At 75.8% G+C, this 12,969-nt stretch carries 11 protein-coding genes; 3 read left to right on the top strand and 8 right to left on the bottom strand.

Annotation, left to right across the window (positions count from 1 at the left end; all coding sequences use genetic code 11):
• Nucleotides 1-81: 81 nt before the first annotated feature.
• The 7 genes from SM577_RS10895 to eccB all read right to left on the bottom strand — a co-directional run bounded on the left by SM577_RS10895 (nt 82) and on the right by eccB (nt 5,714).
• Entirely contained in the window at nt 82-489 is a 408-nt protein-coding gene (locus SM577_RS10895) for a pyridoxamine 5'-phosphate oxidase family protein (protein WP_474582928.1), read from the bottom strand.
• Nucleotides 490-546: 57 nt separating this feature from the next.
• A complete protein-coding gene (locus tag SM577_RS10900; RefSeq protein WP_302918486.1) occupies nt 547-891 on the bottom strand; it encodes a YkvA family protein in 345 nt (114 codons plus the stop codon).
• Between the two features lie 37 nt (nt 892-928).
• Nucleotides 929-1,729, bottom strand: a complete 801-nt coding sequence (locus tag SM577_RS10905; RefSeq protein ID WP_474586818.1) for a hypothetical protein — start codon at nt 1,727-1,729, stop codon at nt 929-931.
• 158 nt (nt 1,730-1,887) lie between these two features.
• Nucleotides 1,888-2,259: a hypothetical protein gene (locus SM577_RS10910; RefSeq protein ID WP_474586819.1), complete on the bottom strand. Its 372-nt coding sequence runs from the start codon at nt 2,257-2,259 to the stop codon at nt 1,888-1,890.
• 222 nt (nt 2,260-2,481) lie between these two features.
• Nucleotides 2,482-3,717, bottom strand: a complete 1,236-nt coding sequence (locus SM577_RS10915; protein WP_474582930.1) for a WXG100 family type VII secretion target — start codon at nt 3,715-3,717, stop codon at nt 2,482-2,484.
• Nucleotides 3,710-4,078, bottom strand: a complete 369-nt coding sequence (locus tag SM577_RS10920) for a hypothetical protein (protein ID WP_302918482.1) — start codon at nt 4,076-4,078, stop codon at nt 3,710-3,712. Before SM577_RS10920 ends, SM577_RS10915 begins: the two co-directional genes overlap by 8 nt.
• 97 nt (nt 4,079-4,175) lie before the next feature.
• Nucleotides 4,176-5,714 (bottom strand): type VII secretion protein EccB, encoded by a 1,539-nt coding sequence (gene eccB / locus SM577_RS10925; RefSeq protein ID WP_302918481.1) that lies wholly within the window; start codon nt 5,712-5,714, stop codon nt 4,176-4,178.
• 152 nt (nt 5,715-5,866) lie between these two features.
• Here eccB and SM577_RS10930 point away from each other — a divergent pair, with 152 nt between their 5' ends.
• On the top strand, nt 5,867-7,036 hold the full coding sequence (locus tag SM577_RS10930) for a type VII secretion protein EccE (protein ID WP_302918480.1): 1,170 nt from the start codon (nt 5,867-5,869) through the stop codon (nt 7,034-7,036).
• 90 nt (nt 7,037-7,126) lie between these two features.
• On the opposite strand, the gene eccD is transcribed toward SM577_RS10930, so the two are convergent.
• The gene (gene eccD / locus SM577_RS10935) at nt 7,127-8,524 is read right to left on the bottom strand and encodes a type VII secretion integral membrane protein EccD (RefSeq protein WP_474582931.1); all 1,398 of its coding nucleotides are present in this window, start codon (nt 8,522-8,524) and stop codon (nt 7,127-7,129) included.
• A 169-nt stretch (nt 8,525-8,693) separates the two neighbouring features.
• Between eccD and eccCa the strand changes: the two genes are divergently transcribed.
• Together eccCa and SM577_RS10945 are read left to right on the top strand one after the other, a co-directional pair.
• Nucleotides 8,694-12,656, top strand: a complete 3,963-nt coding sequence (gene eccCa / locus SM577_RS10940; RefSeq protein WP_474582932.1) for a type VII secretion protein EccCa — start codon at nt 8,694-8,696, stop codon at nt 12,654-12,656.
• Nucleotides 12,657-12,703: 47 nt separating this feature from the next.
• Nucleotides 12,704-12,967 (top strand): hypothetical protein, encoded by a 264-nt coding sequence (locus SM577_RS10945; protein ID WP_474582933.1) that lies wholly within the window; start codon nt 12,704-12,706, stop codon nt 12,965-12,967.
• Nucleotides 12,968-12,969: the final 2 nt, after the last annotated feature.

Here is a 12,969-nt window from a genome sequence, read left to right on the forward strand (position 1 = left end):
GGAACCGGTCATCCGCGACATGCGGGCAGGAAACGGCGGTGACCGGCTCGGCATGTCCCGGCCGGTTGAGCTACGCGGGGCTCAGAGCGATCCGAGCACCCGGGTCACGGTGATCTCGATGACCCCCCGTTCCGGGTTGGCCCGGGGCGTCCGGTAGCGCTCGGCGTACCGGCGTTCGGCCTCGGCCACGGCGGCCGGATCCGACCGCAGCCGTGCCCGCCCCTCCAGGGTCAGCCACCGCCGCCCGTCCACCTGGCAGACGGCCACCGGGGCGCCGTCGGGGCCCGCGACGGCGACGTGCCGGGCCTTGTGCGAGCCGCCGCTGGTGATGACCCGGGCCAGGCCCGCCGCCGGGTCGAGGGTGACCCCGACGGGTACCACGTGCGGGGTGCCGTCGGCGCGCAGGGTGGTCAGCGTGGCCAGCCGCCGTTCCCGGCAGAACGCCACGACGCGCTCGTCCCGAAGGTCCAACCGATGCGCGTCCGGCATGCCCGTCCCCTGTCTCCCGGTGCGGCACCGATCATGACACGCGGCACCGGTGGTGGCTCAGGAGACGGGACGGCGGATCCGGCCCGGATCGGCGGGCGGCGGGCCCGGGCGCCCGGGCAGCGGCCGGCTCGCGGCCCGGCGCTTGCTGATCAGCCGGGTGAGATAGATCAGCGCGCCGGCCAGCACGCCGATGTCGTCGAGGTAGATCGGGTCCGGGAGCAGGTCCACCGGGAAGATCGCGTAGATCAGCGCGCCGTAGAAGGCGACCTTGCCGCCGCCGCCGAGTTCGCCGAGCATCCGCCGGGCCCGGACCACCCGTACGGCCAGCAGCACGGCGCCGGTGAGCATGGCGGCCACCAGGACGCCGACGACCGCCACGACGAGCCACGCCTCACTGGACATACCCACACGCTAGCCCGGCCCGCCCAGCCCCGCCCGATCAGTACGCGGCCACCGCCGCCCGGCCCCGGGCGACCGGGGGCAGTTCCCGGGTCTGCTCGCTCGCCGAGCCGCGCGGCAGCTCGGCCAGCGGCAGCACCGACGGAGCCTCCTCGGTGCGGCGGCGGGTCGCGGCGAACGCCTCCTCCCGCAGGCTGCGCGCCGCGGCGGCGGCCAGCTCGGCGGCGCGCCAGGCGGCCTGCTCCCGCTCCCGGGCCGCCCGCTGCCGGGCGAGCAGGTTGTCCCGTACCGCCCGGCGCAGCACCAGTTCCTGCTCCACCGGGTGCAGCCGCGGGTCCCACCCGTTGCGGTGCGCGAAGACGTCGCTGAGCTGCTCCACCGACAGTTCCCGGCGCCAGTAGGCGTCCAGGGCGGTGCGATGCAGGAAGCGCTCGCGGTCGGCGTACTCGGCGGGCGTGCGGGCGGTGCGGGGCAGGGGCAGCGCGGCGGCCGCCGCCAACCGTCGCACGTCCGCCTCGGCGGCCTCGTACGCCTGCCAGACCTGCTCGACCTCCTCCTGCGCGGCCACCCACTCGGCCCGGCGACGCTGCGCGGTGGCGGTCGCCCGCTCGGCGGCCACCGCGACCTCCGCCGCGTAGCGGGCTCGCTCACGCTCCTCTTCGGCCAGTTCGAGTTGGCTGGGCATGGCGGCCTGCCGGATCCGGGCGCCGGCGTCGAAGCGCAGGCGGCCCGGCCGCAGCAGCAGGCCGGCGACGATGACGGCCACCACGCCGAGCAGGCTCAGCCAGATCGCGGCGGCCCGGGGGACGTCGGGCAGGACGGCGGAGAGCACGGTTCGCATCAGCAGCACCTCACGGCGGCAGAGAGAGGGGTCGACGGTCACGGGCCCGGTGGTACGGATGCGCGGGCGGTCGGGCGTCCTCGGCGGTGGGCCGGCGCTCCGACGGGTCGCGCGCCCTCAGCCCCGGGTGGGCACCTACGCGGCGACGGGGCTGACGGTCAGGCGGTGGGTGGACCGCGCCGGGCCGGCACCCCGCGCCCGGGATCGGTGGCCGGGCCCGCGGGCCGGGCGGTGGCCACGACGTCGGCGGTGACCGGGGTGGCCTCGGCGGGGCCCGGCTCAGTGGTGTCGGCGTCGATGCTCCGTGCCGCCGCGCTGGCCGCGGCGTCGGGACGCAGCTCGTCGACCCGGCTCGTCACGGCGAGCGGCCGGAGCTGGGCGGCGGTGGTGGCCGGTTCGGTGGCGGTGCCGGCGGTCAGCCCGCCGAGACCGACGACGAGCACCAGCGCGGTCGCCGCCAGGCGGGTCATCGTCCGTAGCGCACGCAGCGTGACCGACCACAGCGGGTGGGCGGAGGCTACGGACGGCACCAGACCAACCTATCGCCCGATTCGGGTGGTCGCAGCACGGCGACGGGGACGGTGACCGACGCCACCCGGGTGCGGTGTGGACGGTCACCGGGGAGACGAGGGCGCGGCCGGAGCGGGTGGGGGAGCCCGCCGGGGCGGTTGCGACCCAGCCGCGGCGGACACGACGACGGCCCACCCGGTGGTCGCCCGCCGGATGGGCCGTCGTGTGCCGGATGTCGCCGGTCAGCGATCGGTGCCGAGCACCGGCGGCGCGGCGTCCGCGCCGTCCTGCCAGACCATGTCGTCCTCGGTGAGCCAGGTCAGCCGGTCGTCCGAGGTGTCGTCGTCGTGCTGCCCGCGGCCGCCGAGGACGCCGGCCCGGTTGGCCGCCCGGCCCTGCCGCGCGGTGGCGGCGTCGCGGGCCGCGCCGTCGCCACGCCGCCCGTCCATGCTGCGCCCGACGCCGCTGGCGGACCTGGTCTCGGCCGCCGCCGTGCCGCCGGTGGGCCGGGCCACGCTGGTTGGCGCGCTGCTGGCTGAGCCGGCCAGCGCGGCGGTGCCGACCAGCCCGCCACCACCGGCGAGCAGCGGGCCGAACCCGCCACCGGCCGAGGCCGTCGCGGTGCCGCCGCCCAGGCCGGCCGGGGGCGCGCCGCCGAGCACCGGGCTGGTGGTCAGCGGCCCGGCCCCGGCGAGGGAGGTGCCGAGGTCGGGATCGGTGGTGCCGCCGATGGTGCCGGGAGCCGCGCCGGCGGAGCCGCCCGCTCCGGAACCGGTGCCCGGACCGGACCCGACCTGGTCGGGGGTGGCCACGGTGTGGCCGCCGGTCTGCGGGGTGAGGCCGGTGCTGGTCGGCGCGGCCGTCGGCGTGGTCGCGCCGGGGCCGCCGCGCGGCGTGGTGGTGCCACCGGTGATCGGGCGCGGGGTGTCGACCGGCGGGGGCGGCGGCGCGACCATCCGGCCGTACGCCGAGAGGTCGTAGCCGGCGGCCAGCTCGGCCACCACGTTGACCATCCGCTGGTGCGCCTTCTCCTGCTCGGCCTTGTCCTGCTGGTGGCCGAGCAGCCCGCCGACGATCGCCCCCGGCAGGCCGAAGGCGGCACCCTTCATCGCACCGGAGACCGCCTTGTCGTGGTCGTCGGTCTTCTCCGGGCTCTCCGCCTCCCGGTGCGCGGTGCGGAGCTGGTCGGCCATCAGGGTCAGCGCCCGGCTGAGGTCGGCCATCCCCTCGCCGAGCGTGTCGGCGTAGGAGACGATGAAGTCGAGCCGGCGCTGGAACTCCTGCCCGGCCTCGCCCGTCCAGGCGTTGGCGAGCTTGTCGAGGTCGCCACCGAGCTCCCGGCCGAGGCCGTCGAGGATGCCCTTGAGCGACGTCCAGTCGGCGGCGAGGTCGTCGATCTGGCTCGGCTTGCCGGCCATCACGGCGTTGTACAGCTCCTCGTGGCTGACGCCCTGGTAGCGCGCGGTGTACTCAGACACGCGGGTCCTCCTGCCGCTTCAGCGCGTTGTCGACGCCGGTCAACGCCGCGGCGATGTCGGCGGCGTTGGCCGCGTTGCGGGCCTCCGCCGTGCGGTAGTTGTTCAGGATGGTCGCGGTGGCGGTCTGCGCCGCCTCGACCGCCTCGCGCAGCCGGCCCACCTTCTCCACATAGGACAGGTGGATGTCGGAGTACTTGCGGGCGTTGCTGGTGGCGTCGGCGAAGGTGCCCAGCGCCGGGGGCCGGCACTGCATCTCGGTGTTGAGCTTCCGCAACACCGTCTCCGCCTGGGTCAGCCGGTCGGCCAACCGCTGGTGGAAGTCCTCCAGGGACATCAGGTCGACTGTCGTGCGCCCGGTCATGGCAGCATCCCCGTACGTCTGGTCGATAACCGTTGCCGATGCTCAGGTTAGTCCACGCCCGCGAGCCGGGCGACCCGCCGTTCGCCCAGCGGGACGCTCACCCGCCGGCGGCCGGCGACGCGGTGCCGGTCGTGCCCGACGGGACCGCCGATCCGGACGCCTCCGGCGTGGCGGTCGCGGTCGGCCGCGCCGGGGCCGCCGGCGCCGGCGCCCCCTTCGCGTCGGGCTCGAAGAAGGACAGTGCGTCCTCCCGCTCCAGGGTCGGCCCGGTGGGGATCAGCGCCAGCAGCGACGCCGGCACCGCCAGCGGGGTGACACCGCCGTAGCCCAGGGCGGTCATCGCGTCGCCGGAGCGGGTGCCCAGCGGGTAGCGGACGCCCTGCGCGCTGATCAGGTAGACCGTCGATCCGGGTGCGGCCGTGCCGGTCTCCCCGGCGCCCGGCGCCGCCTGGACCAGCACGCCCTTGCCGCCGGGGAGCAGCACGGCGTCGGCGGTGCGGACCGCGTCGCGGCTGCCCTGCCGGACCGGCACCGGGCCGGCCTGGCTCGCGGTCAGCTCGGCCGGGGCCCGGTCGAAGACCTCCAGCGTGGTGGTGGGCGGCCCGCCGCCCGCCCCCGACCGGTAGGTCGCGCAGAGCACCGTCTGGCCGGCGCGGACCGGGTACAGCGCGGGCAGCGCCTGCGGCATCCCGGTCTCCTCCACCCGCTCCTCGGTCAGCAGCCGGCCGGCCTGGTCCGGGGTGATGTCGGTGACCGAGCCGCCGTCGCTGAGCAGCAGCAGCGCGGTGGGCTCGCCGATCGAGGCCAGGCCCTCCCGGGTGAGCACGTAGTGCTTGCCGGCGGCCCGGAAGACCTGCCCGATCCGGGCCGGCTCGCCGCCGACCTCGACGGTGCTGCTCTCGTCATCGCCGGCGATGGTGGGCTTGCGCAGGGCCGGGCCGGCCGGCACCGCGTTGACCAGTTGCTGGCCGACGGTGAGCGTGGCCGCGCCGGCCATCCGCAGCGCGGCGATCGCCGGGTCGCCCCCGACCACCTGGAGCCGGGCGTCGCCGGTGAGCAGGTGCCGCTGGCCGTCGACCGACACCAGCACCGCGCGGTCGCCCAGCGGCGCCCCGCCGGGCAGCGGCCGGTCGATCACCACCTTGGTGCTGGACCGGCGCGGATCGGCCGGGTCGGGGACGTCGCAGACCGACCAGGGCAGGCCGGTGAGCGACTTGCGGTCGGGCACCGCGTCCGGCGCGCCGACGATGCCGACCGTGCGCCCGCGCGAGCGGTCCCGGATCGACGCCTGCGACATGGTCCGGATCTGCGGGTCCGCGGTGTTCAGGATCAGCCGGGCGGAGGCGTAGTTGAGCGTCGGGTACAGCTTGCCGTCGTCGAGGAAGACGTACGTCGCCCCGGTCTCCCGCTCGATCACCAGGGTGTTCGGCTCCAACGGCGCGGCGTTGCCGGTGAGCTGCCCGTACGCGCCGGCGCCGCCGAGCACCACCGCCGCCGCGATCACGCTGCCGAAGACCGCCATGCCGAGGCGCCGCATCGGCAGGTTGCTGGTCTCGGGGTCGCCCGACAGCAACGCCGAGACGATCCGGCGGGTGACGAAGCGGTACGCCTGCACCTGATCGCGGCGGGTCCGCATGACTTACCTCCGGCGGGGTGGGTCCGCGACGATCAGGTCCGAGTCGTGTCGCGGGCTTCCCTACGATAAGGGGCCGTCGACGGGTCACCGGGACCAGCGCCCCGGGCCCGGTCACGACGGGATGCCGCACCGTCCAGAAGGGACTGCCACCGATGACGCAGGTTCAGGCGCCACCCGGCCGTACGGCCACGGACCCGTCCGGCGGCGCGGAGCGGCCGGTCAGCCCGGCCGACCGGCGCGAACGCGGGCGGATCGGCCCGGTCGTGGTCGGCCAGCTGGTGGTGGTGGAGCTGTGCGCGGTGGCCGTCTGGGCGGCGCTGGGCGGGCCCACCTGGCTGGCCGGCACGGTGATCGCGGTGGCCCTGCTGGTGCTGATCGCCGTCTTCGCCCGCCGGGGCGGCCGCTGGTGGTACGAGGACCTGATGCTGCGGCGCCGGCTGCGCCGCCGGCGGGAGCAGGCCCGCAGCACGGTCGCGGCCGGCGGTGGCGGGGATCCGCGGCTGGCCGCCCTCGCTCCCGAACTTAATGTGATCGAACTCACAGACCGGGGCACCCGGCTCGGCATCGGGCAGGACGGGCAGGGCTGGTTCGCCGCGGTCGCGCTACAGGGCCGGCCGGGCGCGCCGGCCGGATCGGTGGAGTCGTCGGTGGTCGACCGCGCGCTGCGGGTGCTCGCCGACTTCAGCGGGCCGGTCACCCTCGCCCAGGTGGTCTCGCACACCCTGGTCTGGTACCCGGCGCCGGGCGCGCCGCCGGCGGCCCACCGTACGGTCTGGGTGGCGCTGCGGCTCTCGGTGCGGGACGCCCGGGTGGAGGCGGTCAGCCGGGGCGGCGGGATGCCCGGCGTGCACCGCACCCTCGCCGCCGGCATCGGCCGGCTCGGCAAGGCGCTGAACGCCGCCGGGCTGGCCCACCGCGCGCTCGGCCGGGACGAACTGCGCGCGGCGGTGATCTCGGCGGCCGGGCTGGACCTCGCCCCGGCGCCGCCCGCGGAGACCTGGACCGGCCTGCGCGGCGGCGGCTGGACGCAGCGCTGCCTCGCCCTGCGGGCCCGTGCCGGCACCCCGTTCGGCGCCCTGGTCGACGCGGTGACCGCGACCTCCGCGCCGTCGCACACGCTGGCCGCCGCGGTGCTGCCGGGCGGCCGGACCGCCCCGCTGCTGCGGGTGGCGGCGCTGGACAACCACGTCGAGGCGCTGGTGAAGGTGGTCCGGGACGTGGCCCGCCGCAGCGGCGCGCCCGGCCGCCTGCTGGACGGCCAGCACGCGCCGGGCGTCTACGCCACCGCCCCGGTCGCCGCCACCGTCACCACCACCAGCTGACCGCCACGCACTGTCGGTGACCAAGGGGTTCGCGTCGCCGGAGTCGGATTCCCGACACGAACCCCCTGGTCGCCGGGAGCGACCCCGGCGTCAGGGGCGGAGGTTGACGATCCAGCCGTAGAGGCCGAGGACCCAGACGGCCAGCGGCACCAGCGCGATGATCAGCATGATCTCCACGATGTCCAGCAGCCGGCCCCAGACCGGGGAGATCCGCTTGCCGGCCACGGTCAGCCCGTAGATCAGGCTCACCACGGCGGCCAGCAGCAGGCCGCCGAGGACCACCCCGAGGCGTACCGCCAGCGAGCCGCCGGCGAACGCGGCGGCGGCCGCCAGGCCCAGCCCGGCGGTGCCGGTGACCAGCACCGGGGTGCGCTGGGCGCGGCCGAGGAACGGCCGGGCCCGCAGCAGCGACAGCAGGGCCAGCACGAGGCAGAGCAGCACCGCCGCCAGGCCGCCGTCGAGGGCGAGCACCACCTGGGCGCCCAGCACCAGCAGCGACACCGTCCACAGCAGACCGGTCAGGAACGCGTCGGCCCGCTCGCTGAGCTGGAGCACCCGGCGCCCGTCCACCGACTCGGCGTCGGTCTTCAGGTCGTCGGGGCCGGTGGGGATGGACGGGACGGGCAGCCGGGCCAGCCGGTAGGCGGCCATCGGCAGCGCCGGCACGGCGCCGAACGCGACAGCGGCGACCACCGCCGCGGCGGCCGGCGCGCCGATGCCGAAGGCGAGGGAGAGCAGCGCCCCGAAGGCGACCGCGGCACCGACCCCGACCGCGCCGAAGAAGAGCGGCAGCCGGTCGCCCACCGCCAGCACCGCCACCGCGGCGCAGACCACCACCGCGGTGGCGGCCAGCAGCACGTGCGGCGCGGCCAGGTCGGACAGCGGCCGGTCGCCGGCGAGCAGCAGCAGGCCGCCGACGGCGGCGTGGCCGAGCCCCACCGCCCCGAGCACCGCGCCGGTGGCGCTGTCGCCGGCCGCCCGGGACAGCACCGCGGCGGTGACCAGCAGGGCCACCGCGACGACCAGCGCGGCCAGCGCGCCGGGCAGGTGCGGCGGGCCGAGGAAGAGCGCGGCCAGCGCGCCGGCGCCGAGCGCCGCCGCGGCGAACAGCACAGCGAACGACCGGGTGGTGCCGACCTGCCAGGCGCCCGGGCGCTGGTTGGTGGCGGTCGCCACCGCGTCCACCACGTCGTCGAAGACGATCTCCGGCGCGGCGGCGGCGCGCGGGTTGAAGTAGAGCACCTCGCCGTCGCGGATGCCCAGCTGGGCGGGGGTACGGCCGCCGTTAAGCGGCGGACCGCCGAGCCGCGACAGGCTCCACCCGCCGTGCCGCACGCCCTCGTCGGCCAGGTCCTCGCCGGCGTAGCGCAGCAGGGTGGGGAGCAGGTCGGCGAGCGGCACGTCGGACGGGAGCGCGAGGTCCATCCGGGTCCGCGGAGCCACGATGGTGATCCGGCTCAGGCCGCCGGTCGCCGTCTTCGTCGCCACTGTGGCCTCCTCGCGCTCTTCTACGATGACCCGGGGCCGGCACGTCGTCCCCGTGGGTCCCTGACGCCCACGGGAGATTACCTACGATGGCGGGCACGTACGATGCCCACCCGACGACTCCGGTCGTTCGCAGGTGCTTCGTCAGGCCGCTTCTGGGGAGGAGACAGCCGTGAGCACGGTGGTGTTCCGCCGGCTCCCGCGTCAGCCGGGACCGGCCCTACCGCGTGGTGAGCTGCTGCTGGAGTCCCCACCGGAGCTTCCGGAGCCGACGCCCCGCGGGATGGGGCAGCTGCTGATGATCCTGCCGATGGTCTGCGGCGTGGGCGCGATGGCGTTCCTCTACGCCGGGCGCGGCGGCGGCATGATGACGTACGTCGCCGGCGGTCTGTTCGGCATCTCGATGCTGGGCATGGCGATCGGCTCGCTCAGCCACGGCAACAACGACAAGGCCGAGCTGAACGCCGACCGGCGCGACTACATGCGCTACCTGGCCCAGATGCGCAAGCGCACCCGGCGCGCGGCCGAGCAGCAGCGCGCCGCGATGGCCTGGCGGCACCCGGAGCCGGACGCGCTCTGGTCGATCGCCGCGTCCCGCCGGCTCTGGGAGCGCCGGATCACCGAGGACGACTTCGGCGAGACCCGGATCGCCACCGGCCCGCAGCGCCTCGCGGTGGAGATCGTGCCGCCGGAGACCAAGCCGGTCGAGGACCTCGAGCCGATGAGCGCCATCGCGCTGCGGCGCTTCGTCCGCGCCCACTCGACAGTGCCGGACCTGCCCACCGCGCTGTCGCTGCGCGCGTTCAGCCGGGTGGTGCTGCGCGGCGAGCGCGAGCCGGTGCTCGACCTGACCCGGGCCGCGCTCGGCCAGCTGGCCACCTTCCACGCCCCCGACGACCTGGTCATCGCGGTGGTCGCCGCGGTGGACCGGCAGGCCGCCTGGGACTGGGTGAAGTGGCTGCCGCACACCCAGCACAGCTCCCGCACCGACGCCGCCGGCGCCCGCCGGATGGTCTTCGCCCACCTCGCCGAGGCGGAGGAGGCGCTCGCCGCCGAGCTGACCGGCCGGCCGCGGTTCGCCCCGGAGGCGAAGCCGCTGACCACCATGCCGCACGTGGTGGTGGTGATCGACGGCGGCGAGGTCTCGCCGACCTGCCAGCTGATGGGGCCGGGGCTGCTCGGCGCCACCGTCATCGACCTCTCCGGCACCGTGCCCCGCGACGCCGGCCGCTGGTTGCTCTGCCTCGACGCGGGCGACGGCAGCTCGCTCGACCTGGTCCGCGGGACGTCCACGTCCCGGCTCGGCCGGCCGGACCGGCTCAGCGCCGCGGCCGCCGAGGGGCTGGCCCGGCAGATCGCCCCCTACCGGCTCTCCCAGCAGCAGGCCAGCAGCGACGAGCCGCTGGCCCGCAGCATGGAACTGCCCGACCTGCTCGGGGTCGGCGACGCCGCCGCGGTCGACGTGCAGCAGACCTGGCGGCCCCGCAGCCACCGGGACCGGCTGCGCATCCCGCTCGGCGTGGGCCCGGACGGCAACGTGGTCGAGCTGGACTTCAAGGAGTCCGCGCACGAGGGCATGGGCCCGCACGGCCTGGTCATCGGCGCGACCGGTTCCGGCAAGAGCGAGCTGCTGCGCACGGTGGTCGCCGCGCTGGCCGTGACGCACTCCTCCGAGGAGCTCAACTTCGTCCTGGTCGACTTCAAGGGTGGCGCCACCTTCGCGTCGCTGGAGGCGTTGCCGCACACCAGCGCCGTGATCACCAACCTGGCCGACGAGCTGCCGCTGGTCGACCGGATGCGGGACGCGCTGGCCGGTGAGATGAACCGCCGGCAGGAGGTGCTGCGGGCGGCCGGCAACTACGTCTCCCGGTTCGACTACGAGAAGGCCCGGGCCGCCGGCGAGCCGCTGGACCCGATGCCCAGCCTGCTGATCATCTGTGACGAGTTCAGCGAGCTGCTGGCCGCCAAGCCCGACTTCATCGACCTCTTCGTGATGATCGGCCGGCTGGGCCGGTCGCTCGGCGTGCACCTGCTGCTGGCCTCGCAGCGCCTCGAGGAGGGCAAGCTGCGCGGCCTGGACACCCACCTGTCGTACCGGATCGGTCTGCGCACCTTCTCGGCGGTGGAGAGCCGGATCGTGCTCGGTGTGCCGGACGCGTACGAGCTGCCGAGCGCGCCGGGTCACGGCTACCTGAAGACCGACACCAGCACCATGCTGCGGTTCCGGGCCGCCTACGTGTCCGGGCCGTACCGGGCGCCGGGCGAGCAGGCGTCGGCGTCGCAGGCGATGGTGCAGCGCCGGATCGTGCCGTACGGGGTGAACTTCGTGCCGGTGCGGCAGCCGCAGGTGCCGGTGGAGACCACACCGGAGCCGGAGCAGCCGACCGACGGCAAGGCCGTGGCCATGCTCGACGTGCTGATCGACCGGCTCAAGGGGCGCGGCAAGCCGGCGCACCAGGTCTGGCTGCCGCCGCTGGCCGAGCCGCCGAGCCTGGGCGAGCTGCTCCCGCCGCTGAAGGCGGACCCGACGTACGGGCTGTGCACCGCCACCTGGCAGGGCCGGGGCCGGCTCACCGTGCCGGTGGGCGTGGTCGACCGGCCGTACGAGCAGCGGCGCGACCCGATGATGGTCGAGCTGGCCGGCGCCGGCGGCAACGTGGTGATCGTCGGCGCCTCGCTGAGCGGCAAGAGCACCATGCTGCGTTCGCTGCTCGCCTCGCTGGCGCTCACCCACACGCCGCGCGAGGTGCAGTTCTTCTGCCTCGACTTCGGCGGCGGCGCGCTGCGCAGCCTGGAGGGGCTGCCGCACATGTCCGGGGTGGCCGGCCGGCGGGACACCGAGGCGGTGCGCCGGACGGTGGCCGAGGTGGTGGCCATCATCGACGAGCGCGAGGCGCGCTTCGCCCAGCACGGCATCGACTCGGTGGCCAGCTACCGGCGGCGCCGGGCGGCCGGCGAGTTCGCCGACGACCCGTTCGGCGACGTCTTCCTCGTGGTGGACGGCTGGAACACGCTGCGCCAGGAGTACGAGGAGCTGGAGCAGACCATCACCAACCTGGCCAACCGCGGGCTCGGTTTCGGCGTACACGTGGTGGTCACCGCCGTGCGGTGGGCGGAGATCCGGATCAACATGCGCGACCTGCTCGGCACCAAGCTGGAGCTGCGGCTCGGCGACGCGGCCGAGTCGGAGATCGACCGCCGGGCGGCGATGAACGTCCCGGAGAAGACCCCGGGCCGCGGTCTGACCCGCGACAAGCTGCACTTCCTGGCCGCGATCTCGCGGATCGACGGCCGCCGCGACATCGACGACCTGACCGAGGCCTCGGCCGCCCTGGCCGCGCACGTGGCGGCCAACTGGCCCGGCCGCCCGGCGCCGAAGGTGCGGCTGCTGCCGCGCAAGCTGCCCGTCGCCGAGCTGGCCCGGGTGGCCGACCGGTCGGCACCCGGCCTGCCGATCGGCGTCAACGAGTCGGCGCTGGCGCCGGTCTACCTCGACCTGGCCAACGAGCCGCACCTGACGGTCTTCGGCGACGCCGAGTGCGGCAAGACCAACCTGCTGCGGCTGATCGCCCGGAGCATCACCGAGCGGTACACCCCGGCCGAGGCCCGGCTGGTGATCGCGGACTACCGGCGCGGCCTGCTCGGTGCCGTGGAGGGCGACCACCTGCTCGACTACGCCCCGTCCAACCAGGCGTTCGCGCAGGGGCTGGGCTCGATCCGCAGCGCGCTGTCCAACCGGCTCCCCGGGCCGGACGTCACCACCGCCCAGCTGCGCGACCGCAGCTGGTGGAAGGGGCCGGACCTCTACATCCTGGTCGACGACTACGACCTGGTCGCCTCGGGCGGCAGCAACCCGCTCAGCGCGCTGCACGAGCTGCTGCCGCAGGCCCGCGACATCGGCCTGCACCTGATCATCACGCGCCGGGTCGGCGGCGTGGCCCGGGCGCTCTACGAGCCGGTGCTGCAACGCCTGCGCGAGCTGGACTCGCCCGGCCTGCTGATGTCCGGCAACCGGGAGGAGGGCGCGGTCTTCGGCACGTTGCGGCCGAGCCCGCAGCCGCCGGGCCGGGGCACCCTGGTGCGCCGCCGCGACGGCCAGCAGCTGATCCAGACCGCCTGGTCCGAGCCGGTCTGATCCGGCGTGAGGCGGCCCTGACCGGGCACGTGAGAGGCGGGTGTGCCGTGTGGGTGGTCTGGTCGTTCGGGTACGCCCTCGCGGCCATTCCCGTCTTCCTCGGGCTGGGGCTGGTCGCGCAGCTCAGCGGCTCGGCGCGGGTGAAGCGGGCGATGGAGATCGTCGTGCTCAGCGCGGTCGCGGCGCTGGCCGCTCCGCTCGCCGCGACCGCGGGCGCCAGCCCGCTGCGGTGGGCCCTGGTCGGGCTGCTCGCGGTGACCTTCGTGGTCGGCGCGGTGCTGCACGTGAGATCATATTCACGCTTCTCGTGACC

It is taken from the genome of Micromonospora desertarenae, assembly GCF_056150265.1.

Bases quoted from the DNA above. Each gene is read 5' to 3' on its own strand.
- eccB (WP_302918481.1), bottom strand. From the start codon at position 5,714: ATGCGGACCCGCCGCGATCAGGTGCAGGCGTACCGCTTCGTCACCCGC.
- SM577_RS10930 (WP_302918480.1), top strand. From the start codon at position 5,867: ATGACGCAGGTTCAGGCGCCACCCGGCCGTACGGCCACGGACCCGTCC.
- SM577_RS10900 (WP_302918486.1), bottom strand. From the start codon at position 891: ATGTCCAGTGAGGCGTGGCTCGTCGTGGCGGTCGTCGGCGTCCTGGTG.
- SM577_RS10895 (WP_474582928.1), bottom strand. From the start codon at position 489: ATGCCGGACGCGCATCGGTTGGACCTTCGGGACGAGCGCGTCGTGGCG.
- SM577_RS10920 (WP_302918482.1), bottom strand. From the start codon at position 4,078: ATGACCGGGCGCACGACAGTCGACCTGATGTCCCTGGAGGACTTCCAC.
- SM577_RS10905 (WP_474586818.1), bottom strand. From the start codon at position 1,729: ATGCGAACCGTGCTCTCCGCCGTCCTGCCCGACGTCCCCCGGGCCGCC.